The following is a 25,597-nucleotide window of genomic DNA, read 5'->3' on the forward strand; positions in this document are numbered from 1 at the left end:
GGCCTATACCATCGTAGGCGGCGTCATTCAGTTTGCCAATTAAGAGAGATTAAACAACATATTGTTTACAAAAGTTTTCATTAAGTTGACGTGAGTCATAAAAATGATCCAAACTGTTTACGATATCGATAATGGCTCACATTGTGCAAAGAATAACAAAGGGCCAAGGATAAAAAATAAAAAGGATTTAGACAGTAATGAAAACACTTTTACGTATATCAATAGCCGCGGCGTTTGTGAGTCAGTTTGCTTATGCAGAACCTGCCGACATAGACAGCTTTTCTCAAGCTTACCAGCAATACAATGTTTCTCTTGAAAGCCACAATAACCAAGATACGCTGAAATATGCGCAACAAGCCTATGAGTTAGGCCAAATCAAGTTTGGTCAAGATAGCTTTGATAGCGCTAAGTTAGCCATCAATTATGCAAATGCGTTAATGGTTGAACCAAAGAACAACAATCAGGGTCGTGTTATTGAAGATGAAGCGACACTTAAGGCGCATCAATTATTTACATCTGCATTAGCCGTATACCGAGAAAACGTGACGGATAATGGCATCGAGTTAATTGATCCTTTGGTTGGGTTAGCTGAATCGACAACAGATGATAAATACGCGAAAACGTTATTATTTGAAGCAATTGAGATTGCTGATAAAGCTGACAATCAGTTGACGGTTGCCGAAGTGAAACTCATCGCGTTTCATCGCTTATCACGCACCGAGTATTATACTCGTAAAGTGAGAGATTTTGCGTTTGATGCTTATGATATTTATAGCCGTAAATTACCAGAAGATGCCATAAAACGAGTTGATGCTACTTACCTAGCTGGTGCGTTATATGAAGCTATGGGTAAGCCAACTCAAGCTATCGACAATTTAGTTGAAGTTATCAAACAATATCAGGCATTGCCTTATAGTCATCCCTATGAGCTTCGTGCGCATGCCTTGTTAGTGAAACTGTATGAACAAAAAGGCCTTGGCGATAAAGCTACTGAGCATTGCGTTGCAATTGGTAAAATGACTCCATGGAATGACCAACAAGAACAAACCCCGTTATTTAGAAAACCACCTAATTACCCTCAATCATATGCCCAAAGAAGAAAATCTGGTTGGGTGAAAGTTGAGTTTACGGTTGATGCAAATGGCTTTGTTAAATCGCCGGAGATTATTGACTCTAAAGGTGGTGTCCAGTTTGAAAAAGAATCGATAGAAGCACTTAGCCAGTGGCGTTATGCACCTAAATTTGTTGATGGCAAGCCAACAGAAGCAAAGTCTACTGTCCAGCTTGAGTTCACTATAGGTTAATAGCTCAATCAGCTGGTTTTATACTAATCCCATTAGATATGTTTAGTTAACTCAGCCAATACACGCTCAACATGGCAATGCACAAGACAACAAAGCTAGTTTCAATCAGAAACTGGCTTTTTTGTAGCTGTTTTTTGCCTTGCTTTAAAATAGTAACGAGTTGGTTTTGTTTATAAATACGGCACGAGACTAATTCTGTCTGTGGATCAACAATTAATTGGAATCGGCATTTTTTACCATTATTAAGCAGCACGTCATGCATACTTTGTAGGCCAAAGTTGAATTTTCGTGACACGACTTTGCCGTTAATAAATACCCGCTCTAGTCCACACCAATTACTTGCTTGTAGCTCAATATTGTCTTGATTGAGATGGTAAGTAAACTTAATCATAATGCCGTCCTTATCACATGATACTCGCGAGCCCTGTGTACAATAAAAGCAGAGTAATGTGACATTTTCCAGCATATAAATATGAACAATTTACGAAATGTAGCTATCTAGTTGGCCAGCTTAATAATATTTATTTTTTACAGATTCGGTTGCAAAAATGGGTTTTATGTACACTCTAATATTAGCTATCTATGATGAATTAAGCGTGCCGGGAGTGGCACAATAAGCAATTAAGTTAGCGGGTAAAAAAGCGACGACAAGCATAATTCAAACAGCAGCATTACGAGTAGTATATCTGGAGGGTTAATTAGATTTTGCTATGACGTTGATTGCTAATATTAGCCATCGCTTCATCGAGATGGTCATCAGAATTTATCGAACGCAATAGGCATTTAATAGATCTTTCCAAGTAATAATACCGACAATGATGTTGTTTTCTAAAACTGGTAAGCAGCCTATATCATTGTCTAGAATCATTTTAGTTGCTTGGTTAATATCGCAATGAGGGGCAATAGTGATCGGGTTGTGAGTCATGACTTGATGAACCCTTTTTTGCAGGGTTTCTGTGTCTCGAATGAGTTCAGCTGCAGTACCAATATTAGGACTAAGCGCCCGTAAAAAGTCCCGATGAGACAATATGCCACTCAATTTCTCGTTATCAACCACGAGCAAATGGTGAAAGCTGACATTGTCAAAAATTTCTTTGGCAAGTACCAGGCGATCATCCATTTCTATGGTAACCACTCGAGTTGTCATGATGTCCGAGACACTGATACGGTTAGTCGTGCTATCTGATAATGTCTCTGTCAGCATTTCGGTAGAAGTTGTCATAAGCGATTCTCCACATATTTATTCTTTTATATCAGATAAATATCAGTGTAACAATCATTTAACGGCCAATGACAGTTGCTTACTCAGGTTAGTGCGCGATTGGCTCACGATGCAATTTTGTTTTCGGGTAAATGCCCCGCTAAATATTTTTGATATTTAATCGGTTTTAATTGATGGATATCGACTAACACTAAACCATCGATACAGTCACCAAACTCTGCATCAATACCAAAGTCTAAAAACTGAACACCTTGGTTATCACACAGTTCACCATATTGCTTAAATAGTGTCGGTACTGATACAGCCATATTTGCAAGTGTCCGTTTGAGTATTTTAAAGTTTTCAGCATAGTCACTGCCATTAAATAGCTGGTGTAATTGATGCTGACGTTCGTCAGTGAATTGATATGAATTAAATGAGCTGGCTAAAACATCTTGGGTAGCAAATTGATGTTTATAAAAAAACACCAACATTTCTTTGGCTTGTACGGGTAAATTGTCGCTTAATGATACCGGACCAAAGAGGTAGCGATACTGGGGATTGTTAATTAAAAATGCCCCAATACCTTGCCATAAATATTCTAAGCTACGACGCCCCCAATATTTAGGTTGCACAAAACTGCGTCCTAGCTCGAGTCCTTGGTCAAAATAGGGAGTAAACGCATCGTGGTATTCAAATAATGACTGACTATAGAGGCTGTTTTTACCAATGGTTTCATGTAGCATTTTGGCACTGGCAAAACGGTAAGAGCCAACAATCTCTAACTCATCCTTGTCCCATAACACTAAATGATAATAATGATTATCATATTTGTCGGTATCACGTCGCTTACCTGTACCTTCGCCCACCGCTCTAAATGCAATTTCACGAAGCCTGCCAATCTCACGCATAATCGCACTGCTTTGACTATGCTTGTATAAATAGATTTGTTTGTTGTCTTGGGTCTGCCCCAGTAATTCACATTGTTGTAGCGCTTGTTGAAGCTCACTGCGTTTTTCTGGATGGGCAATGGCATTCTGAGTTATAAATAATGGGCTGCGATTTTTACCAATGCGGTATAAATGATTTTTAAGCAGTTTTACTTTGGTTTTAAGGGGGAAGTCTTGGCTGCCGACCACTTCCTTGGCAATTAATTGACCAATTCTCACCGGCATCACATGGTCCATCTGCTTAAACATTTCTTTAACCAGCAGCAAGGTGGCTAATGGTTTGTAGATCATTGATGCACCATAAAATGTGGCTGAGTTTTTTGCATCAACAAATATAGGTAAAAGCGGTGCATTACACGCGCGGGCCATTTTCAAAAAACCACTGTGCCAATGTAAGTCTGTTACGCCTGTAGGGCGCAAGCGTGATACTTCACCTGAGGGGAAAATTAATACCGCACCTTCGTTGTTAAGGTGATGATGGATTTCATTTAAGTGTTGTTTCGGCGTACCGCCAGTCATATTGCGTACTGGCAATAAAATTGAATGCAGTGGCTTAATGGCCATGAGTAATTCATTGGCAACGACTTTTATGTCTGGTCTAACTTGGCTAATTAATTTGATTAACGCTAATGCGTCTAACGAACCAATAGGGTGATTAGCATAGATCACCACACGACCTTCGATAGGAATATTTTCAATTTCGTTATTAGGTACACTGTAACTGAAATTTAAACATGCAAGAATTTGTTCAACAAAATCGACGCCGGATAAATGCGCGTGTTCATTGGCCATGTCGTTACACTGCTTTTCATGCAGTAAATAGCGCAACATTGCTCTTGTTGGCACGGCTAACCAAGGCTTGTTATGCACATTAGGCAGGTTTTTTTCTACTACATTATCGACAGAAAATATCATATTTTAGCCTTATTTATGCAACGTGTTGGGGCTGAGGCGTAATGATTAACTCGGTTTGTGAAGCGCCGAAATAAATCGTGTTGACAACTTTTGCTTGTAACGTTTGTTCATCCCACTTGAGCAACTCCACGTTACCCGTCAGGGTTTCAGCAATTAAGGTGCAATTTTCGACCCAGTCGCCATCATTGGCATAGGTGATAGTGCGATTATTGATAGTGTGCTGTGATAACTCTGGTTGATGGATATGACCACAGATAACCATGTCGACCTGTTGTTTAGCACAATAGCGAAGTACTGCATCTCGATACTGATTAATGGCTTGTTGGGCTTTATTGACCCGCAGCTTTATATAGCTGGCTAATGACCAATACGGATATCCTAAACAGCTTCTAACACTGTGTAATTGGCGGTTTGACCAAAGTAAAACATCATATAAATGGTCACCTAATTTAGCGTAGATCCTGCTGACACAAACTTGGGCGTCAAATTGATCACCATGAAGAATTAAAAAGCGTTTGCCATTAATGGACTGATGGACATACTGTTTGGCGAGGGTAATGCCTCTAAAGTGACTATCTGCGTAGCTTTTAAACGCTTCATCGTGATTACCGGGGATATAGATAACTTGAGTGCCATTACTGGCCAGTTCGAGGATTTTCTGGATGACGTTGTTATGACTTTCAGGCCAAAAGACCCGTTTTTTTAATGCCCAAATATCAATAATATCGCCCACCAGATACAAATATTGGCACTGGCTATGATTTAGAAAATGTAATAAAAATTCTGCTTTGCAATCTATGCTGCCTAAATGCACATCAGAAATCCACAGTGCATGAAAATGCTGGATTTTCCCAGACGTAGTTAAATGAGATAACGGTTGGCGTTGCTGGTTACTCTTATTGCTGTGGGAGTTCATCTGCCTTCACCCTAATACACAGATTGCGTCAGTGTTAACTTAGAGTAGGGCAGTTATTTGACGCTAAGGTGAACGATTTGTTGCAACTTGATTAAGCTTGCTGCTTAAGTTGGGTCATAAAAAAAGGAAATGCCTGAGCATTTCCTTGTACATCAGAGTAAAAATCACTCTTAATCAAGCATATTAATGATTGATATTAACGAGCCGCGTCGATAATCGCTTTAGCCATTTCATCTGCAACTGAGCCTGTGGTGCGATCTTCAGCATCAGCACACTCAAAAATGGTCAGTAGCGTATTGTAAATCTGTTCTACTTTGGCGGTTGACGCTATAGCATCATAGTTTTTCTCGAACGACACATTGATAATACCGCCAGCGTTAATCACATAATCTGGCGCATACAAAATACCCATTTGCTTGAGTTTTTCACCATGGCGAACTTCAGCTAACTGGTTGTTGGCACAACCGGCAACTATGGTGGCTTTGAGTAATGGTAAGGTCGTATCGTTAAGTGTTGCACCTAATGCACATGGCGCATATACATCAACATCTTGGGTATAGATATCTTGCGGTGCGACAAGAGTTGCACCAAATTCGCTAGCAACACGGTCAAGTGAAGCTTGATGAATGTCGGTTACAATCAGCTCAGCGCCTGCTTCGTGTAAATGCTTACACAAGTAGTAACCCACGTGACCGACTCCTTGCACTGACACTTTAATGCCTTGTAGGCTGTCGATACCTCGTTGATGTTTTATCGCAGCTTTAATACCAAGGTAAGTGCCTAAGGCGGTCAGAGGTGATGGATCACCTGATTTACCTTCCAGACCTGCTACGAATTCAGTTTCACGATTGGCTATCATCATGTCTGACGTTGAAACACCAACATCTTCAGCTGAGTAGTATTTTCCGCCTAAACTGTTCACAAAGCGTCCGAATGCAAGAAATAACGCTTCGCGGTCGGTGGTTTTCGGATCGGCAATAATAACCGCTTTACCACCACCCATAGTAAGACCGGCCAATGCATTCTTATAAGTCATACCGCGAGAAAGGCGTAATACGTCTGTTAAAGCTTCATCATCCGATTGATAATTCCACATACGACAACCACCTACCGCTGGGCCGAGGTTAGTGTTGTGTACGGCAATGATGGCTTTTAAACCACTTTGCTTATCATGACAAAAGACCACCTGTTCGTGTTCATCGAACGAAACATGATTAAAAACTGCCACGTGACATCTCCGTTTACTAGCTTGTTAAAGTAAAGTTTTGGCACCTGATGCAATTGAGTACATAAGGTGCTAACGACTGCTTGTTATATTTATTGCAGCAAGATAGCATTTAGAGATACTCTCAACAAAGCATGATTTAGTTATTTTTGTGATTAGTGTGGCAATTTAGCTTGCCACTTTACGTAAACGTAAAGTATTTTGTGTTACGTAATTGTTTTTTGATTAAATCGCAGGTAAGTTTTTTGTTCTAATCTGCATTATAACAATAAGATAGGAAGTATTATGACTGAAGAAGTTGCAGAACAGGTTGCACAGCCAACACCAGAGCCAGAAGCATTAAGACAAGAATGGGTGCGAACTCAATTCCAAAAGGCGAATCGTTTTTTGGCTGAAAAAGGGGTGATCCCAAGCAAAGTCCTTGCTGACGAAAGTCGTTATCTTGCACCTTATTTAGCTATTTGGAAGATGGAATCGAAACAGCCTAAAAAACAAACCTTTTGGGTGATGTCAGGCGATTTACCGTCGGACTATGTTGATGTGAAAGTGGCCGCAACGGCGCGTGACGCGATTAGACATTTTTCGATGATGTGGCAACTTAAAGCGGAAAACTTGCATAAGTCAGGTGTCACCAAAGATGCTACCCAACTGAAATTTGCGCAGTTATTGGTGTCGCGTGCAGAAAGTCTATATAAAATGCATCAAGATGAAAAATTGTGGGCGTAACAGCCTGAGTCACCAAACTAAAGTAACAGACACAAAAAAGGCACTGCTAGTGCCTTTTTTATTATTTTAGCTAAGCGAGGTTAATAACCATCACTCAGCTTAGTCGCTTATACGCTATTGCTCAGACGCTTATTCGCAATCGTCTTCTGCTAAGTAGAATAATCCTTGATTGAGTAATCCCGTGATGACATCTAGCGCTGCCAGATTGTCAGTGAATAAATGAGCCTCATTAGGGGTAATGCTCACTTGATTGGCCAAAAGTTGTAGCATGTCATTCGGCGCATCAGCAAAGGTGTACACTTCACCGTTAATAAACAAACGTGGTAGGTTATCATTTTCTAAGCGCAAGACTTTTAGACCACCGATACGTTGAATAACCGCACCTTGTTCAATGGCTTCTAATAAATCATCAGCCGTTAATGGCTCTTCGCCTTCACAAATATCCAGTTCAAAACGATTTTGACTGAGTAATTTACCTAACATAGTCTGGTAGCTGGCAGGATCTTGTGCCAACTGCGTCAATAAATCCATGATGCCTTGTTGATGAGTTTGGCTGATAAGGCCGGGTTCTGCTGGCTCGTCAGATGACGTGAAACGCTTCTGCCCCTGGTTGCTGTCAATTAACGCGTCAGCTAATTCAGTTAATAGCTCTTGCTGACTTGGGGCTCTAAATCCAATGGAATACGACATAGCCAGTGATAATGTTTCGCCGCAATGTGGGTATCCTGGTGGAATATAAAGTACATCACCTTTTTGTAAAATCACATCAATAATCGGCTCAAAATCGTCAACCAAAGGCGAGTTTGGATTATCGCCGCGGCGCTTATGTTGCCCTTTATCGCCCACTTTCCAACGACGTTCCCCATCACCTTGAATGATAAACACATCGTAATTATCGATATGCGGGCCAACACCACCACCAGGTGTGGCAAATGATGCCATTAAGTCGTCAAAGCGCCAGTCTGGTAAAAATCGGAACGCTTCGACTAAAGCTTGCGAATCTGGGTACCAATGATTGACGGCTTGGACTAATAATTGCCAGTTGTCTTCACCAAATTGGTCGTAGTCTTCAAATGGACCTTGAACAACGTCCCAGTCATCACCTTTGGTCACCACAACACGTGACGAAATTTCTTCTTCACAGGCAAGTCCAGCAAGTTCATCTGCTGCGATAGGGTCGTCAAAGTCGACAAAAGCCTGTTTGATCACAAGTGGTTTTTGTTGCCAATGCTGTTTAATAAAGGCTTGGGTATCAATATTTAATGTGTACATGGTTAATCTCAGATCGGGATAATAAATAGGTGCAATATTCTGATTTAGCTTACTTAGCCCATCTCTTAATCTGAGTTGAGATTAGTGAGTCTTAATGAACAATAACGTATTTTCAGCAGAATAATAACAGGTATTTCATACAATAAAAAAGCGGCCACATATGCGACCGCTCATAATATGCATAAAGCGTGTAAGACTATTTTAGCTCATCAACAAAGGCTTCTGCGCGGCCAATATAGTTTGCTGGGGTCATTTTTTTCAATTCAACTTTTACGTGTTCTGGTAATTCAAGACCATCAATAAATACAGCAAGTTGTGCCGCATCAATGCGCTTACCACGTGTCAGTTCTTTTAGTTTCTCATACGGTTTTTCAATGCCGTAACGACGCATAACGGTTTGTACTGGTTCTGCCAGAACTTCCCAGTTTTTGTCTAATTCAGCTAAAAGTTGTGCTTCATTGACTTCTAACTTGCTAATGCCTTTTAAGGTCGCTTGATAAGCTATTAACGAGTGAGCCATACCTACACCTAAGTTACGTAATACGGTTGAGTCAGTTAGGTCACGTTGCCATCTTGATACCGGTAATTTAGCCGCTAAGTGTTGCATTAGCGCGTTAGCGATACCTAAGTTACCTTCGGAGTTTTCAAAATCAATTGGATTGACTTTGTGCGGCATGGTTGATGAACCAATTTCGCCAGCGATAGTGCGCTGCTTAAAGTGGCCTAGTGCAACATAACCCCAAATATCACGATCAAAATCGATTAGGATGGTGTTGAAACGGGCAATGGCATCGAACAATTCAGCAATGTAATCATGCGGCTCAATTTGGGTGGTATACGCGTTCCAATTAATACCAAGACTGGTTACAAAACGTTGCGACAGCTCATGCCAGTTAACTTCAGGGTAGGCTGAAATGTGGGCATTATAGTTACCCACAGCACCGTTAATTTTACCCATGATTTCAACTGCGTTGATTTGGTTTAATTGACGATCTAAACGCACAGCAACGTTAGCCATTTCTTTACCAAGTGTTGATGGCGATGCTGGCTGGCCATGGGTTCGCGACATTAGCGGTACGCTTTTATTGTCATGCGCTAATTTTTTGATAGCATCAATAATTTGCTGACAATGTGGTACTAACACTTGCTCGCGCGCTTCTTTTAACATTAAGCCATGAGATAAGTTGTTGATGTCTTCAGAAGTACAGGCAAAGTGCACAAATTCATCGATAGCAACTAGCTCGGCGTTGTCGGCAATTTGCTCTTTAATGAAATACTCAACCGCTTTTACATCATGATTAGTGGTGCTTTCAATCGCCTTAATACGCAGGGCGTCTTGTTCGCTAAAATTGTCTTTGATGCTGTCTAACAAGGCGAGGGCGGTTTCGCTAAAAGGGGGAACTTCTTCAATCTCTGGGCAGCTAGATAATAGCTTTAACCAATTGATTTCAACTTGAACACGGTACTTAGTAAGACCGAACTCGCTGAAAATCCCTCGTAATGAGGCGGTTTTGCTACCATAACGACCGTCTATCGGAGAGATAGCAGTTAGTGCGGAAAGATCCATTTGAAGCTCCTTGATGAACTTAGTTGTAGGGTGATTCGATTAATTGTTATTTTGGCTTTGTTTTGCTGTGTCAAATATTGCCTTGCGAGCAAACACCAGATGGCGGCGTTTGCCACCTAATTGACGCCATAATACTGCACTGCGCATTGCTGCAAGCAGCAATGCACGAATTTTATGTTGCACCTGAGGTTGCTTAAGGCAATCGGGATTACCCGATATTTGTAATTTAGGCCCTAATTCGCTGATGACATCACTATAAATACTGGCAAAATTGGCCAGGACTTGTTCATCGGTAATGGCAAAGTGTGCTAATTGGCGATGCACTTGATTGATGCGCTCAGCAAGCATGCCCAAACCATTTGGTGAGCGTGCAAGCTTTCGTTCCAGGGTTAACACGCCAACAAGGTAACGAGTGGTTTCGACATCTTTGTTGCTGCCATCCCCAAGCTGATTTTGGATCAATTGGTAACCATTATCTAAAATGGTTTTATCCTGATACACATCTGCTGTGGATTCTGGTTCGGTGACTAAAATAGTGTTAAGAGTTGCCGCTAAGGCGTCTTTGTCACTTTCACCGTGGCGGGCTAAATACTGCACTTGACCGATAGCTTGTAAAATACCGGCAAAAGCCATAGTGCGTTCAAACAAGATGTTGTCTGGAGTTTGGCTCACGGATTATCCTCGGATTAAGGTATCGATTATGCCGCCACCTAAACAGATGTCACCATCATAAAATACTGCTGATTGCCCTGGGGTCACTGCGGCAACGGGTTCATCAAACATCACGGTAATGTTTTCGGCGTCATCATAAGAGAGTGTGCAGCCGACATCACGTTGACGATAACGAGTTTTAACTGTGATATGGCAATGATTGGCGGGACCTTTTCGATCGACCCAATGCAGTTGATTAACTGTCATGCCGTTGGACATAAGGCGAGGATGATTACCCCCTTGCGCTACAATCAACACATTACGGACTAAATCTTTTTCAACCACATACCATGGGTCTTCATTACTGTTTTTAAGTCCACCAATGCCAAGGCCTTTGCGTTGTCCAAGCGTGTGGTACATCAAACCTTGGTGAGTTCCAATGACTTCGCCTTCAGAGGTTTCAATATCACCAGGCTGTGCAGGTAAATAGGTGGCTAAAAAGTCGGTAAATTTGCGTTCACCGATAAAGCATATGCCAGTGCTGTCTTTTTTGTCGTGAGTAATTAATCCCAGTTTTTGGGCTATTTCGCGAACTTGATGCTTTTCAAGTTCACCAACCGGGAATAAGCTGCGACTGACTTGTTCATGACTTAAGGTGTATAAAAAATAGCTCTGATCTTTATTACCATCAACACCGCGGAGCATTTCAACGCTGCCATCACTGTTATCTCGACGGCGGACATAATGGCCCATGGCGATGTAATCGGCGTCTAAAATGTCGTCGGCAAATTCAAGAAAGGCTTTAAATTTGATTTCTTTATTGCACATAATGTCAGGGTTCGGTGTGCGGCCCGCTTTGTATTCTGCTAAAAAGTATTCAAATACATTGTCCCAGTATTCTGCAGCAAAATTAACGGTATGCATTTTAATCCCGAGCTTGTCACATACCGATTGTGCATCTTTTAAATCATCGGCTGCTGCGCAATATTCATCAGTGTCGTCTTCTTCCCAGTTTTTCATAAACAGACCTTCAACCTCGTAGCCTTGCTGCATTAACAAGTAAGCTGATACTGAAGAGTCTACACCGCCGGACATACCGACAATGACTTTTTTACCGTTTGATGCTGGGTTGATTGATGTCATAAATCCTAAAAACCTTGAAGATAGATAGTGTGTATATGGTGCCGCAATGCCAATGTTTCAAGGCAATTGCACTCGATTTTTGTTGGTCGAGATGTTGGATATTGTTGCTTGCACGTATTGAACCGATTGATTCCGATAATGCTGAGTAAACATGACATTTGTGCGGCGCATATTCTATCACGCATTCGCTTAATGGGCTATCTTGAGGTGCAGGCAAATTGCCTGACACCAGTCATTAAAAGTAATCGACATTCAGCAGTGACAGAGGGGTGTGCTGTGATGGGTGGTTTTTATCGGCTTGCTGCACAAAGTCTGCAATACTTTTTACCACTAGCGGGCTACGAAGCTGGCTACCAAGGGCAATGATTTCAGCTAGGCTTAGCCAGTGCGTGGTTATAATGGCACAGTCCAGAGGAAGCGCTTGGCGTTGCTCAGACAGTTCGATACAAAATGTATAGCGCACAAAGGCTAACTCGTCCGAGGCGCTAAATTGGTAGATGCCGACAATGGCTTGAGGTGATAACGCGAGTCCGGTTTCCTCGACTATTTCACGAGCACATGCTTCAATTATCGATTCATTTGCCTCTAAATGCCCAGCCGGTTGATTAAATTTAATGGCACCGTTAATGCGTTCTTCAACCAATAAAAATTTACCTTGGCAGTGGACCACGCAAGCGACAGTGGTATTAGGTTTATAACGTTCAGTCATCTTGTCCTCTTGTATACAGTGTCTGCCAGCGATTACTTTGCTGTGTTGATCAGTTTATATTCACCATTTGGTAAATCATCTAGACACCATTGGCCTATTTTATAACGGATTAGTCTTAAGGTTGGATGGCCGACATGTGCTGTCATGCGCCTAACTTGGCGATTTCGACCTTCACAAATTTGTACTTCTAGCCAGCTTGTTGGAATGGCTTTGCGCTCACGCACTGGTGGGTTTCTGGGCCAAACCGCGGGTGAGTCCATTAGACTGACTTTTGCAGGTAAGGTCATACCATCTTTTAATTCTACGCCATTACAAAGTGCGTTAATGGTGTCAATTGACGGCTCACCTTCAACTTGGACCCAATAGGTTTTGAAGGTTTTTTTAGCTGGATGAGTCAACTTTGCCTGCAATTGCCCGTCGTTGGTGAGTAACAATAAACCTTCACTGTCACGGTCTAAACGCCCGGCAGCATAAACATCTGCAACTGGAATAAAGTCTTTTAATGTTTGCCGGCCTGCTTCATCGGTAAATTGGCACAACACATCAAAAGGTTTATTAAATAACACAATGAGTGGATTTTCAGGTCGAGGTTTTTGCGGCGGACGCGATTTCACCCTGCTGCGATTGCCAGCTTTTGTCGACATGTCTGCTTTGTAGGGAGATGTTTTTTTGAATGGACTCAATTTACCGATTTTTGCCATAAAGGTATGGTTAACATCCTTTGCTAATACGAGTGAGTGATAAGTAAGCGAATATAAATCAATTTATGTTAGTTTACTGCGTATTCGCCCTTAGTGGAATTTGAAAATTATTAAGAATGATCTATGATGTCCGCCTAAAAATTGTGATCTGTGCCTAATTTATCATTCTGAGCTGGCGAATTTAACCGTCAAATCTCAGAGGTTTGAGAACAAAATATAATAAAAAATGGGATAGGGGATTTCACATACTTGGCTGATAACAAGTGGACCTAGATCGCTGATCTTGGCTTACTTATGCGAGTGTTATCCATCAAAGCCCGTCAAATGCTTACGCAATTTATTCTAATAAATTATTAATTTACAATAATGTAGGAAATAAAATGAAAGATAACACTCCAACGATCATATACACAGAAACTGATGAAGCGCCGGCACTTGCTACGCTATCTTTATTGCCTATTATCCGTACTTTTACTGACGCAGCAGGTGTGAAAGTTGAAACGCGTGATATTTCTTTGTCGGGTCGTGTTATTGCTAACTTCCCTGAAAAATTAACCGCAGAGCAAAAAATTGCCGATGCGTTAACAGAATTAGGTGAATTGGCTAACAAGCCAGAAGCCAACATCATTAAGTTACCTAACATCAGTGCGTCAGTGCCTCAGTTAAAAGCATGTATTGCTGAACTTCAAGCAAAAGGCTATGACATTCCTAATTATACTGATGAGCCTAAAAATGACGCTGAAGTTGAAGCGCAGTCACGTTACGACAAAATTAAAGGCAGTGCAGTAAACCCAGTATTACGTGAAGGTAACTCTGACCGTCGTGCACCAACCTCAGTGAAAAACTACGCCAAGAAAAACCCTCATTCAATGGGTAAATGGGCCAGTGATTCTAAGTCTCACGTTGCACATATGAGCGAAGGTGACTTCTACGGTAGCGAAGAGTCTGTAACCTTAGCAACTGCAGATAAAGTCAATATCGTATTGACTCAGCAAGACGGTAAAGACGTTGTTCTGAAAAGTGGTTTAGCACTATTGGCTGACGAAGTGATTGATTCTTCAGTGATGAGTAAAAAAGCCCTTGTAGAATTTTATACTCGTGAAATTGAAGCGGCAAAATCTGAATATATATTATTATCTTTACACCTTAAAGCCACCATGATGAAAGTGTCTGACCCAATATTATTCGGTTTGGCAGTGAAAGTGTTCTTTAAAGATGTATTTGATAAGCATGGCGCATTATTTGCTGAGCTCGGCGTAGATGTAAACAATGGTTTTGGTGATGTCTATGCCAAAATCAGTACTTTACCAGAAGCTAAGCGCAACGAAATTGAAGCTGATATTGCTGCTGTTTATGCTGCTCGTCCAGCACTTGCAATGGTAGATTCAGACAAAGGTATCACCAACTTACACGTACCAAGCGACATCATTATTGATGCTTCAATGCCAGCAGCGATTCGCTCTTCTGGTAAAATGTGGGGCCCAGATGGCCAGTTGCAAGACACCAAAGCAATGATCCCAGATCGTAGTTACGCCGGTGTTTATCAAGAAACTATTTCGTTCTGTAAAAAGCACGGTGCATTTGACCCGACCACTATGGGCAGCGTGCCTAACGTGGGCTTAATGGCTCAAAAAGCAGAAGAGTACGGTAGCCATGATAAAACGTTTGAAATTAAAGCTGCAGGTACGGTTAATGTAATTAATCAAGCTGGCGATGTATTAATGAGTCATAACGTTGAAGCTGGCGATATTTACCGTATGTGCCAAGTGAAAGATGCGCCTATTCGCGACTGGGTTAAGCTAGCCGTTAAGCGCTCGCGTTTAAGCAACACTCCTGCAGTATTCTGGTTGGACAGCAATCGTGCTCACGATGCTGAGTTAATTAAGAAAGTGACTGTATATCTTGCCGAGCAAGATACCGCTGGTTTAGACATCCAAATCATGACCCCAGAAGATGCGACTCGTTTTACTTTAGAGCGCATTATTAAAGGTGAAGATACTATTTCTGTAACGGGTAACGTATTACGTGACTACTTAACAGACTTATTCCCAATTCTTGAGCTGGGTACCAGTGCAAAGATGTTGTCTATCGTTCCATTGATGAGTGGTGGTGGCTTATTTGAAACAGGTGCCGGTGGTTCAGCGCCTAAACACGTGCAACAAGTCGAAAAAGAAGGTCACTTACGTTGGGATTCATTAGGTGAGTTTTTGGCACTAGCGGCTTCTTTAGAGCACTTAAGCCAAACAACAAACAATGCTAAAGCGCAAGTGCTAGCAGATACCTTAGATGTGGCTATTGGCGTGTTCCTTGACACCAATAAATCACCTTCTCGTCGCGTAGGCGAACTCGATAACCGTGGTAGTCACTTCTACCTAGCGATGTATTGGGCACAAGCATTAACAGAGCAAACTGAGGATGCAGAGCTGGCGGCGCATTTTGCTCCACTCGCCCAATCATTGGCTATAAATGAAACGGTTATCCTTGCAGAGTTGAATGGTTCACAAGGTCCTGCAGTTGATTTAGGTGGTTATTACCGTTTAGATGCAACTAAAGCCGAACACGCTATGCGTCCTAGTGCAACATTAAACCAATTTGTTATTGGTTAAGGGCATAACCGCTCACTAAACGTGATTTTTGTTTAATGAATCCATCTTGGTATCAAGGTGTTAAATTGATAAATTTGACGTTTTTTAGATAATAAAAAAAGACAGGGATTAAAATCCCTGTCTTTTTGTTTTATAGTCTCACCAATTAAATTGTTGGCGAGATGGCTGAAGCATGCATTCCTTTAGGGCCTTCTTCAACTTCGAAGCATACAGGTTGACCTGCTTTTAAGGTACGATAACCTTCCATTTCGATAGTTGAATAGTGCGCAAATACATCTTCACCACCCTGATCAGGGCAAATAAACCCGAATCCTTTGGCGTTGTTGAACCATTTAACAGTTCCGTTTGCCATACTTCCACTTCCTTCTGTTGTCTACTTACCAGTAAGATAGTAAAACTTATTATCCAGCGGTCTAGTATTCGCCGCCTAGCAAACAGAATGAAATTTGTACGAAAAGAAGTCAAGAGCTAATTAACAAAAAGGCAACATTTAATTAATTTAACAATATCAAGTGGTCGGGAACCAAACGAGAGGCTAGTATTAAACAATGGCTAAATTAGGCAACGTAGAACATATTGCGGAAAAGGTTGAATCTGAACTACAACCGCCCAATATGTATAAAGTGGTGTTAAATAATGATGATTACACCCCAATGGATTTTGTGGTAGAAGTATTACAACGATTCTTTGAGAAAAATGAACAGCAAGCTGTTGATATAATGTTAGCTATTCATAATCAAGGTAAAGGATTGTGTGGTGTATTTCCATTTGGAATAGCAGAAACAAAAGTTTTTCAAGTAAATCAGTTTGCAAGAGAAAACCAACATCCGTTACTGTGTACGTTAGAGAAAGCATAATATCGATTTCTCATAGTCTGTGGTTAAATTTAAGAGGTGCTTATGCTGAACAAAGACCTGGAAGTCACCTTGAACCTAGCGTTTCAGCAAGCTAGAGATTCACGTCATGAATACATGACGGTAGAACATTTATTATTAGCGCTGATCGACAATCCCTCTGCCTACGAAGCATTAATTGCTTGTGGTGCGGATGTGAATCGTTTACGTGAAGAAGTGGCTAATTTCATTCAACAAACCACGCCGATTATTGCTGAATCGACTGAAGAACGTGAAACTCAACCTACCTTGGGATTTCAACGTGTTCTGCAGCGTGCGGTGTTCCATGTGCAATCATCTGGTCGCAACGAAGTCTCCGGTGCCAATGTGCTGGTGGCTATTTTTAGTGAGCAAGAATCACAAGCGGTTTATTTGTTGCGCCGTTGTGATATTACTCGCCTAGATGTAGTGAATTTTATTTCTCATGGCATGGCTAAAGAAGATGATTCTGGTGAATCACCAGATCAAGAACGTGTTGAAGACCAATCTGAAACTGCCGAAGATCGCAGCATGTTGGCGCAATTTGCCGCCAATTTAAACCAACTTGCGCAAGACGGTATTATCGATCCACTTATTGGGCGTGATGCTGAAATTGAGCGTGCAATTCAAACCCTGTGTCGTCGCCGCAAGAATAATCCCTTGCTTGTGGGTGAAGCTGGCGTCGGTAAGACGGCTATTGCAGAAGGTTTGGCTTATCGGATTGTCAATAAACAAGTGCCAGATGTGATGGCTAATGCCACCGTGTACTCGCTAGATTTAGGCTCGTTATTAGCGGGCACTAAATATCGTGGTGATTTTGAAAAGCGTTTTAAAAGCTTGTTGAAAGAATTGGCTGCAGATGAACATGCGATTTTATTTATTGATGAAATCCATACCATTATTGGTGCTGGCGCCGCGTCTGGTGGGGTCATGGATGCCTCTAACTTACTCAAGCCATTATTGTCTAGTGGTAAGTTACGCTGCATGGGATCGACTACATTCCAAGAGTATCAAAGTATTTTTGAGAAAGACCGCGCTTTAGCTCGTCGCTTCCAAAAAATTGATATCAATGAGCCTTCTGTGGCCGAAACCACCAAAATATTGATGGGGCTTAAATCCAAGTACGAAGAATACCATGGTGTGCGTTATACCCAAGCTGCTATCAGCAGTGCGGCTATTTTGTCGGCGAAACACATCAACGATCGTCATTTACCTGACAAAGCGATTGATGTGATTGATGAAGCCGGTGCTCGTATGGTGATGATGCCGCAAAGCAAACGTAAAAAGACCATTGGCCAAGCTGAAATTGAAGCCATCATTGCCAAGTTAGCCCGTATTCCTGAGAAGTCGGTATCGTCGACTGACAAGGATATGCTGCGCAACCTTGAACGTAACCTTAAGATGGTTGTATTTGGTCAAGACAAAGCGATTGAGAGCCTTAGCGCTGCCATACGCTTATCGCGTAGTGGTTTAGGTTCTGAGAAAAAGCCAGTAGGAAGCTTTATGTTTGCAGGCCCAACAGGGGTAGGTAAAACAGAAGTGACCAATCAATTGGCCAATTGTCTTAACCTTAAACTGATCCGCTTTGATATGTCTGAGTACATGGAACGTCATACCGTGTCACGCTTAATCGGTGCGCCTCCTGGCTACGTTGGTTATGATCAAGGTGGCATGCTCACCGACGCTGTGATTAAAAATCCGCATTGTGTGGTGTTGCTTGATGAGATTGAAAAGGCACACCCGGATGTATTCAATTTACTATTGCAAGTCATGGATCACGGGACATTGACCGACAACAATGGTCGCAAAGCTGATTTTAGAAATGTCACCTTAGTGATGACCACCAATGCTGGTGTACAAGAAACTATTCGTAAATCGATTGGTTTTAGACAGCAAGATCACACCCAAGATGCGTTAGCTGAAATCAATAAGATGTTTTCACCTGAGTTCCGTAACCGTTTAGATTCAATCGTCTGGTTTAACCATTTAGACATGACAGTTATTGCCAAAGTGGTGGATAAGTTCTTAGTGGAATTGCAGGCACAGCTAGATGATAAACGTGTCACCCTGGATGTCAGTGATGAAGCGCGAACCTTGCTGGCTGAGAAGGGCTATGATAAATCAATGGGTGCGCGCCCAATGTCACGTGTGGTGACAGAATTGATTAAACGTCCGTTAGCCGATGAAATCTTGTTCGGTGTGCTTGAACGAGGTGGTATTGCGCATATTGACGTCAAAGATGGTGAGATCAACATCGATTGCGAGTCGTTGGAAAAAGTCTCGTAATAATCAATTTGATTCACAATATGCTATTAAAAAAGATGACCCATGGGTCATCTTTTTTTATGCGTGTTAATTGCGCCTATTACCGTTGCTTCAATAAATCAGTCATCAAGGTAAAGCATTTCTTACTGTTCAATTCAATGGGTATTGATAACAAAATGGGTATCCCCTTTTAAATCAATAAACATAGCAGTGGATCGTATGAGGTGCTTCTGCAAAACGGATTACAACCATCGCGATGCTTGGTTGAATGTCTGATAAAAGGGTTACCCATTACGTTGAACATTCGTCTTGTTTGATGCGTGTTGCGTTACGTTGAATACACTGTATTTATGCAGTTTGGTATAACAACAAAAAAACCGACAGGCAGTCGGTTTTTACATTGTTGAGGCTAGCGATTAACGTGCGCGGAAGACGATACGACCTTTAGATAAGTCATAAGGTGTCAACTGTACAGTGACTTTGTCACCCGTTAAAATACGGATGTAGTTTTTGCGCATTTTGCCAGAGATGTGGGCTATCACCACATGTCCATTTTCAAGCTCTACGCGGAACATTGTATTTGGCAAGGTCTCAAGGATAGTGCCCTGCATTTCAATGTTGTCTTCTTTCGCCATTAATTAGTTATCCCATTAGCCTTCAAATATGAAAAAATCGGGCGTATCATGCCCCAAAAACGCCGAACTGTAAAGGCCGTTAACAAGAAAGAGGCGTAAGATTTTCGCCAACTTGCCAACCAAGAGCCGTTAAAATTTGATATGGACGATATTGGCGTTTGTAACTCATTTTTCTATTTTGATCAATTTGATAGCCCAAATACAAAAATCGTTTACCTAACGACTTAGCCAATTGGCATTGAATTAAAATCATCAATGAACCCAGTGATCGTTCTGCGTAGTCTGGGTCGAAATAGCTGTATATGGCCGAGAAACTTTGCGCCATCTCATCGGTCACCGCCACGCCAATTAATTGGTCTTTATCAAACAGTTCAATAAACATTGGCGGTAACCAATCTGATAGTAAAAAATCATCATATTGAGCTTGTGATGCCGGGTACATAGGGCCATCGCTATGGCGTTCATTGATATAGCGTTGGTATAAGTCATAGTGCTCTGGCCGTGATGTATGACTGATCTTCCAATGCAAGTCTCGGTTGTTTTTTAAGGTTCTTTTTTGGCGTTTGGACAACACAAAATCATTCACATTCAGTCGAATAGATTGGCAAGATTGGCAACTCGGGCAGCGTGGTTTATAAATTGCGTTACCGTTGCGACGAAACCCCATCGCAAGAAGTTGTTCAAACAGCGATGGGTCTATTTGTGGTTCTTGGATTACCAATAATTGCTCTTTATTGCCTTCAATATAGTTGCAATCAAAAGGTTGGCTTATGCCGACACTAACCGATTTAGAATTCAATAAACACCTCTTGTTTGATCCATATGGATGCTGACTTTGTTTGATCTCGGCCGCAGTGAAGTATGGATAAAAACTCACTTCTTGGTATCGCCATAGCCCCAAGACTTAATAAATGTGGATTCATTACTTGCGCATCAATTAATTGAAAATCATGTTTCACCAAGTGTTGATTCAGTATAGCAAATGCAGCTTTTGATGCATTAGTTTGCCGATGAAACATCGATTCACCGCAAAAAACACTGCCCACTGGAATACCGTAAAGCCCACCCACTAAATCGTCGCCATCCCAGACTTCAATAGAATGCGCAAGACCTTGCAGATGAAGTTCATAATAAGCCATTTGGATTTCGGCAGAAATCCACGTGCCATCCTGTGAACTTCGTGGCTGAGCGCAACCGGCTAAGACATCTAAAAAGGCATGATTGATAGTGTATCGCCAGGTGGATTTTTTAAGAAACTTAATCAAGCTTTTGCTGCCAAATGGATGACGAGGTTCAAATACCGCTCGAGGATCTGGTGACCACCATAAAATGGGATCACTGACATTAAACCAAGGGAAAATACCTTGATAATAGGCTTCTGCTAAGCGCTCTGGACGTAAATCTCCCCCAATGGCTAATAAGCCATTGGGATCGATAAGCGCCAGCTCGGGTGGCGGGAAGTCGATGGATTGATTTAAATAAGACAGTGAGTTCAAAATGAGTATATTATTTGGCATACCTTATCGTTAACTTAGCGGATATTGATCATGTTTAAAATCATAACTGTCAATGTGAAGAGTATTTTTGTAGTTTTACTGACTATGTGCTTGTTTTGTGGTCAAAGCCAAGCTGCTTATGAGCGAAATCAAGCCGTACCCGTGGAAAAAGTCATCTATGGTCAGATTGAATCGGTAAAAAACATCACTGAAAAACAGCTCGTTGAAGACAGCCATAGCGGCTGGAAAACTTTTGGTGGCGCCTTAGTCGGTGGAGTTATAGGACATCAGTTCGGTGGCGGTTCAGGCCAAGATGTAGCTACCGTTTTAGGGGCATTAATTGGTGGCGGTATAGGCAGTCAGCATGGAAACCAACAGTATTATCTTGAAACTAAATTAGTTGAACTCATGATAAAACAAGAAGACGGAAGCCAAGTTATGGTTATCCAAGATGCAGATCCGGGGATGCGTTTTGCTGCCGGTGATGAAGTGAGAGTTGTTTATTTAAGCGGTTATGTCAGGGTTGATTTGGCGATGTAATGGCATACGCAATAAAACAAAAAGGAGCCTAGGCTCCTTTTGTGTATTACAAGGGCAAAATCCATTTGCAACAGTACATTGGCTACTTTGCTAAAGGTGATTAAAACCCACGAGGTAATGTTTGCTTACCTGAAGTGTGCTCGAGCTTTTGACGCCATAACTGCTTAGGCGTTAAACCGCCTGAAGTTATTTGAGCTTGGCGATTGGGTGATTTTTTTGCTGCCGCATTGTTGATTGGCTTGGCTGCAGGTTTAGCGATAGGTTTGTGCATCTCTGCCGCAGGCTGTTTATTTGTCGTCGAGGCAGTAAGTTGTGCAAGCATTGTTTCAAGTTCGCTAAAGCGCACAGATTTCTGGCCGTCAATTTTGTACCAACTGCCAGCTTGCTCAATTGATACTGTGTTACCAGATTGTCGTTCTAGTGCCGTTTGTAGTTGGCTGATGACCTCTTCTTTAGTCAATGTTGTCATAGTAAATAACCTATTGGTTGTCATGTTAAATTAAGGTTGTCACTAATTTTAAAGTGTTAATGCATCAAAAGTCCAATTGAGCTATAAATTGGCGGATTTTCCATCTGAAAGTTGATTTTATCAGCGAGTAGAGTGATATTTTCTGCATCATTAGGTTTCGATTTAATCTGGATTTAATATTGATTGAATTTGACAATCGACTGTACTTATTGGCGGCTCAAGCCTAATTTATTTGGTGGTTATTTTTGTTTTTTAAATTAATTTTTAGCTTGGATATTCTTCGCGAGAGCGACAGTATTCGGTTAAACTGATGATATCGCCATGGCGTACAGTATGGATCGCTATCGGCTGAGTGAATATCGGTTAAGTCCGCATGGTTTATACGAATAAGTTTATATCTTTGTTGCTTAAGATTAGTTAATTTCTAGGGGTTTTATGTCCACACATCATCAGACATCAGTTGTTTCTCGCCAAGCATTAGCGTCTTATCTCGATAGTTTTTTAAATGTTTCTGCCTTTAAAGACTATGCACCAAATGGGTTACAGGTCGAAGGCAAGTCGGATATTCGCACCATTGTCACCGGTGTCACTGCATGCCAAGCATTAATTGATGCGGCGATAAAGGTCAACGCTGATGCTATTTTGGTTCATCATGGTTTTTTTTGGAAAAATGAGCCCGAAGTGATCACCGGCATGAAATATCGACGGATCAAGGCCTTAATAGAAAATGATATCAGTTTATTTGGTTATCACTTACCGTTAGATGCTCATCATGGTGTTGGTAACAATGCTCAGTTAGCCCAACAGTTAGGCATTATTAGCCCAAGAGTTTATGAGCAGGTAGCTCAAGATTTATTATGGCATGGTCATTTGGAACACCCAATGACGGTTGCAGAGTTTAGTGAGTTACTTAATACAGTATTAAACCGTAAACCTTTGCACATAGGGGATGAAACCAAAATGATTTCGACCTTGGCTTGGTGTACTGGCGGCGCGCAAGACTATATTGATCATGCTGCACAAATGGGCGTTGATGCGTTTATTAGCGGCGAAGTATCAGAGCGCACATTTCACACCGCAATCGAGCAAGGTTTACATTATTTTGCTGCTGGTCACCATGCGACTGAGTTATTTGGCATTCAAGCGTTAGGCGATCATTTAGCGGAAAAATACAATATTGAGCATCATTTTATTGATATTGTAAATCCGGTATAGCTGGATTAATAACTTGGCGCTTAGCGGTGTTGACTGTGTTCTGCATGGTTTTTAAAGACTTTGCTATTGTGTAGATCACAAATGGTTGTAGCGACGCTCTGGCAAGGTTACTGGGTCATTGGTATTGAATGTGGCCAGTATCATTGATGACAGAGCGTGTGCGGATGATATTGCTTTCTTTGAGATTGGGTAAATGACCGAGTATTTTTTACAAGCCTTTATTTATTTAACCGCTGCCGTTATCGCCGTCCCTTTAGCAAATAAATTGGGATTGGGTTCGGTACTCGGCTACCTCATTGCTGGGGTTGTTATTGGACCTATTATTGGTTTAGTGGGCAGTGAAACCAACACTATCCAACATTTTGCTGAATTTGGTGTTGTGATGATGCTATTTTTGGTTGGCTTAGAACTTGAACCAAAAATGTTGTGGGCGATGCGAAATCGTTTACTCGGACTGGGTGGCCTGCAAGTTGTGGGTTCGGTTGTGGCGGTTATGGCCTGTGCCATTTATGCTGGCTATCAATTGAGTATTGCATTAACTATCGGGTTAATTTTTTCTCTGTCTTCTACCGCAATTGTATTACAAACGTTATCTGAAAAACGTCTCAATAAGACTCATGCAGGTAAAAATGCCTTTTCGGTATTGTTGTTTCAAGACATTGCCGTTATTCCCATGTTGGCCTTTATTCCGTTATTGGCTTTACCTGAATTAGTTGAGCAAGCCCAAGCTGCTGTAAGCAGTATGAGTGAACAACACGAGCAGCTAAGCTTAGTGGCATCTTTACCTGGGTGGGCGTATGCGATTGTATTGTTGTTAGCCATTAGTGTCGTGGTGTTGGGCGGTCATTATTTAAGCCGACCTTTATTTAAAATCGTTGCTGAGTCTGGTGCGCGTGAAATATCAACAGCTGCAGCACTTATGTTAGTGATAGGCATTGCCGCATTAATGAGTTTGGTGGGGATCTCGCCTGCATTAGGTACCTTTTTAGCGGGCGTGGTGCTAGCAAACAGTGAGTTTAAGCATGAGCTTGAAGCAAATATAGGTCCGTTTAAAGGCTTGTTGTTAGGCTTGTTTTTTATCACCGTGGGTGCCGGGATAGATTTTTCGGTGTTGTTTGCTGATTTTGCTGAAATAATTGCCATCACTTTAAGTGTGATGTTGATAAAAGCGATGGTGTTGTACGTGCTAGCGTTGATTTTCAGGATTAAAGGCAGCGATCGTTGGTTATTCACCTTATGCCTAGCTCAAGCGGGTGAGTTTGGCTTTGTATTGCTAAATTTTAGTGTGCAACAACATGTTATTCCAACTGACTTAGCTCAGACCTTGTCTATCGTAGTAGCACTATCGATGTTTTTAACCCCTGGACTATTCATTTTATTTGATAAAGTCATTTACCCGCGCTTTCAAGTGAAAACCAATCAACGTGAGCAAGATAATATCGATGATGAGGGCACTGTTATTATTGCGGGTATTGGCCGTTTTGGCCAAGTAGTCAATCGCTTTTTAATATCAAATAATATTAAAACTGTCGTGCTCGATTATCAGGTATCGCAAGTGGACACTATTAGGCGTATTAATACCAAAGCCTATTATGGTGACGCCACTCGACCTGACTTATTAAAAACTGCCGGTATAGAACAAGCATCGCTTTTTGTGGTGGCTATCGATAATCGCGAAAGCAGCGTCGAATTAGTCAAATATTTGCATCAAACTTACCCAAAACTGAAAATTGTCGCCAGAGCCTTCGATCGAGGCCATGGTCATTTGTTAAAAGATGCAGGGGCTGACATCGTCGAATCAGAAACCCATCATTCAGCACTTGAACTGAGTGTGTCCTCGTTACAGTTGCTTGGTAACAGTGAAGAATATGTTTTAAGACGAAAGGCAACCTATAAGCGTGTTGAAAAAGAAGCCTCAAAACGTTTGTATGATTTTTGGTTGAAAGAATCAGCAGGTGAGCGCTATAGTAATGATTTTATTAAACTGTTTATGTTGTATGAAGAGCGATTGAAACAAGCAATGGATGAAGATAATGCCGCTCATCATGCTGATGTTGATCTTCAGCATGCTATTAAGCTAACCCAAAAATCTGACGGTGATGTTAGCGCTAATGATTAATGGATGATTTTATTATTGTCGATGAACCTGCTAACTAGCTGCAATGGCTTTGATAATTAATAATTGCTTATTGATTTGATGAAGGTGCAAACTAAAAAAA

At 41.5% G+C, this 25,597-nt stretch carries 24 protein-coding genes; 8 read left to right on the forward strand and 16 right to left on the reverse strand.

Annotation, left to right across the window (positions count from 1 at the left end):
• The first annotated feature begins 197 nt into the window (after nt 1-197).
• Nucleotides 198-1,304, forward strand: a complete 1,107-nt coding sequence (locus tag H5114_RS09095; RefSeq protein WP_182722764.1) for an energy transducer TonB — start codon at nt 198-200, stop codon at nt 1,302-1,304.
• A 46-nt stretch (nt 1,305-1,350) separates the two neighbouring features.
• Here H5114_RS09095 and H5114_RS09100 read toward each other — a convergent pair whose 3' ends face one another.
• The 5 genes from H5114_RS09100 to H5114_RS09120 all read right to left on the reverse strand — a co-directional run bounded on the left by H5114_RS09100 (nt 1,351) and on the right by H5114_RS09120 (nt 6,514).
• Entirely contained in the window at nt 1,351-1,695 is a 345-nt protein-coding gene (locus H5114_RS09100; RefSeq protein ID WP_124015859.1) for a hypothetical protein, read from the reverse strand.
• 372 nt (nt 1,696-2,067) lie between these two features.
• Complete coding sequence (locus H5114_RS09105; protein ID WP_182697138.1) at nt 2,068-2,526, reverse strand: CBS domain-containing protein; 459 nt, start codon at nt 2,524-2,526, stop codon at nt 2,068-2,070.
• Between the two features lie 104 nt (nt 2,527-2,630).
• On the reverse strand, nt 2,631-4,370 hold the full coding sequence (locus tag H5114_RS09110; protein WP_182722765.1) for a lysophospholipid acyltransferase family protein: 1,740 nt from the start codon (nt 4,368-4,370) through the stop codon (nt 2,631-2,633).
• 13 nt (nt 4,371-4,383) lie between these two features.
• Nucleotides 4,384-5,286, reverse strand: coding sequence for a UDP-2,3-diacylglucosamine diphosphatase (locus H5114_RS09115; protein ID WP_182722766.1), 903 nt, complete (start codon nt 5,284-5,286; stop codon nt 4,384-4,386).
• 196 nt (nt 5,287-5,482) lie between these two features.
• Nucleotides 5,483-6,514 (reverse strand): Glu/Leu/Phe/Val dehydrogenase, encoded by a 1,032-nt coding sequence (locus tag H5114_RS09120; RefSeq protein WP_182722767.1) that lies wholly within the window; start codon nt 6,512-6,514, stop codon nt 5,483-5,485.
• A 282-nt stretch (nt 6,515-6,796) separates the two neighbouring features.
• On the opposite strand from H5114_RS09120, the gene H5114_RS09125 reads away from it, so the two are divergent.
• Nucleotides 6,797-7,237: a DUF4826 family protein gene (locus H5114_RS09125; protein ID WP_124015864.1), complete on the forward strand. Its 441-nt coding sequence runs from the start codon at nt 6,797-6,799 to the stop codon at nt 7,235-7,237.
• Nucleotides 7,238-7,366: 129 nt separating this feature from the next.
• Here the strand turns inward: H5114_RS09125 and H5114_RS09130 are convergent, their stop codons facing one another.
• The 6 genes from H5114_RS09130 to H5114_RS09155 all read right to left on the reverse strand — a co-directional run bounded on the left by H5114_RS09130 (nt 7,367) and on the right by H5114_RS09155 (nt 13,223).
• Nucleotides 7,367-8,509: a cupin domain-containing protein gene (locus H5114_RS09130; RefSeq protein ID WP_182722768.1), complete on the reverse strand. Its 1,143-nt coding sequence runs from the start codon at nt 8,507-8,509 to the stop codon at nt 7,367-7,369.
• 196 nt (nt 8,510-8,705) lie between these two features.
• Nucleotides 8,706-10,076: an adenylosuccinate lyase gene (gene purB / locus H5114_RS09135; RefSeq protein WP_182722769.1), complete on the reverse strand. Its 1,371-nt coding sequence runs from the start codon at nt 10,074-10,076 to the stop codon at nt 8,706-8,708.
• Between the two features lie 39 nt (nt 10,077-10,115).
• The gene (hflD, locus tag H5114_RS09140) at nt 10,116-10,748 is read right to left on the reverse strand and encodes a high frequency lysogenization protein HflD (RefSeq protein WP_273057104.1); all 633 of its coding nucleotides are present in this window, start codon (nt 10,746-10,748) and stop codon (nt 10,116-10,118) included.
• Nucleotides 10,749-10,751: 3 nt separating this feature from the next.
• On the reverse strand, nt 10,752-11,870 hold the full coding sequence (mnmA, locus tag H5114_RS09145) for a tRNA 2-thiouridine(34) synthase MnmA (RefSeq protein ID WP_124015867.1): 1,119 nt from the start codon (nt 11,868-11,870) through the stop codon (nt 10,752-10,754).
• Between the two features lie 235 nt (nt 11,871-12,105).
• Complete coding sequence (locus tag H5114_RS09150; protein ID WP_182722770.1) at nt 12,106-12,579, reverse strand: NUDIX hydrolase; 474 nt, start codon at nt 12,577-12,579, stop codon at nt 12,106-12,108.
• Between the two features lie 32 nt (nt 12,580-12,611).
• Nucleotides 12,612-13,223, reverse strand: coding sequence for a pseudouridine synthase (locus H5114_RS09155; RefSeq protein ID WP_259395263.1), 612 nt, complete (start codon nt 13,221-13,223; stop codon nt 12,612-12,614).
• A 437-nt stretch (nt 13,224-13,660) separates the two neighbouring features.
• Here H5114_RS09155 and H5114_RS09160 point away from each other — a divergent pair, with 437 nt between their 5' ends.
• Nucleotides 13,661-15,886 carry an NADP-dependent isocitrate dehydrogenase gene (locus H5114_RS09160; RefSeq protein ID WP_182722771.1) on the forward strand — a complete coding sequence of 742 codons (2,226 nt, stop codon included), beginning with the start codon at nt 13,661-13,663 and terminating at the stop codon, nt 15,884-15,886.
• Nucleotides 15,887-16,031: 145 nt separating this feature from the next.
• Here the strand turns inward: H5114_RS09160 and cspD are convergent, their stop codons facing one another.
• The gene (gene cspD / locus H5114_RS09165) at nt 16,032-16,238 is read right to left on the reverse strand and encodes a cold shock domain-containing protein CspD (RefSeq protein ID WP_011637711.1); all 207 of its coding nucleotides are present in this window, start codon (nt 16,236-16,238) and stop codon (nt 16,032-16,034) included.
• A gap of 196 nt (nt 16,239-16,434) precedes the next feature.
• Between cspD and clpS the strand changes: the two genes are divergently transcribed.
• Together clpS and clpA are read left to right on the forward strand one after the other, a co-directional pair.
• Nucleotides 16,435-16,743, forward strand: a complete 309-nt coding sequence (gene clpS / locus H5114_RS09170; RefSeq protein ID WP_124015871.1) for an ATP-dependent Clp protease adapter ClpS — start codon at nt 16,435-16,437, stop codon at nt 16,741-16,743.
• A gap of 42 nt (nt 16,744-16,785) precedes the next feature.
• Nucleotides 16,786-19,044, forward strand: coding sequence for an ATP-dependent Clp protease ATP-binding subunit ClpA (gene clpA / locus H5114_RS09175; protein WP_124015872.1), 2,259 nt, complete (start codon nt 16,786-16,788; stop codon nt 19,042-19,044).
• Nucleotides 19,045-19,439: 395 nt separating this feature from the next.
• Here the strand turns inward: clpA and infA are convergent, their stop codons facing one another.
• The 3 genes from infA to aat form a co-directional block, all read right to left on the reverse strand.
• Nucleotides 19,440-19,658: a translation initiation factor IF-1 gene (infA, locus tag H5114_RS09180; protein WP_011496276.1), complete on the reverse strand. Its 219-nt coding sequence runs from the start codon at nt 19,656-19,658 to the stop codon at nt 19,440-19,442.
• Between the two features lie 79 nt (nt 19,659-19,737).
• The gene (locus tag H5114_RS09185) at nt 19,738-20,457 is read right to left on the reverse strand and encodes an arginyltransferase (protein ID WP_124015873.1); all 720 of its coding nucleotides are present in this window, start codon (nt 20,455-20,457) and stop codon (nt 19,738-19,740) included.
• Nucleotides 20,447-21,154: a leucyl/phenylalanyl-tRNA--protein transferase gene (aat, locus tag H5114_RS09190; protein WP_182722833.1), complete on the reverse strand. Its 708-nt coding sequence runs from the start codon at nt 21,152-21,154 to the stop codon at nt 20,447-20,449. The genes H5114_RS09185 and aat overlap by 11 nt, the downstream gene beginning before the upstream one ends.
• Nucleotides 21,155-21,259: 105 nt before the next feature.
• Here aat and H5114_RS09195 point away from each other — a divergent pair, with 105 nt between their 5' ends.
• The gene (locus H5114_RS09195; RefSeq protein WP_124016006.1) at nt 21,260-21,694 is read left to right on the forward strand and encodes a glycine zipper 2TM domain-containing protein; all 435 of its coding nucleotides are present in this window, start codon (nt 21,260-21,262) and stop codon (nt 21,692-21,694) included.
• Nucleotides 21,695-21,794: 100 nt separating this feature from the next.
• On the opposite strand, the gene H5114_RS09200 is transcribed toward H5114_RS09195, so the two are convergent.
• Nucleotides 21,795-22,163, reverse strand: a complete 369-nt coding sequence (locus H5114_RS09200) for a hypothetical protein (protein WP_124015874.1) — start codon at nt 22,161-22,163, stop codon at nt 21,795-21,797.
• 435 nt (nt 22,164-22,598) lie between these two features.
• Here H5114_RS09200 and H5114_RS09205 point away from each other — a divergent pair, with 435 nt between their 5' ends.
• Together H5114_RS09205 and H5114_RS09210 are read left to right on the forward strand one after the other, a co-directional pair.
• Complete coding sequence (locus H5114_RS09205; protein WP_182722772.1) at nt 22,599-23,378, forward strand: Nif3-like dinuclear metal center hexameric protein; 780 nt, start codon at nt 22,599-22,601, stop codon at nt 23,376-23,378.
• 193 nt (nt 23,379-23,571) lie between these two features.
• Nucleotides 23,572-25,497, forward strand: a complete 1,926-nt coding sequence (locus H5114_RS09210) for a monovalent cation:proton antiporter-2 (CPA2) family protein (RefSeq protein ID WP_124015876.1) — start codon at nt 23,572-23,574, stop codon at nt 25,495-25,497.
• Nucleotides 25,498-25,597 lie beyond the last annotated feature (100 nt).

Source organism: Shewanella sp. SR43-8 (assembly GCF_014163775.1).
Classification (GTDB): Bacteria; Pseudomonadota; Gammaproteobacteria; order Enterobacterales; family Shewanellaceae; genus Shewanella; species Shewanella vesiculosa.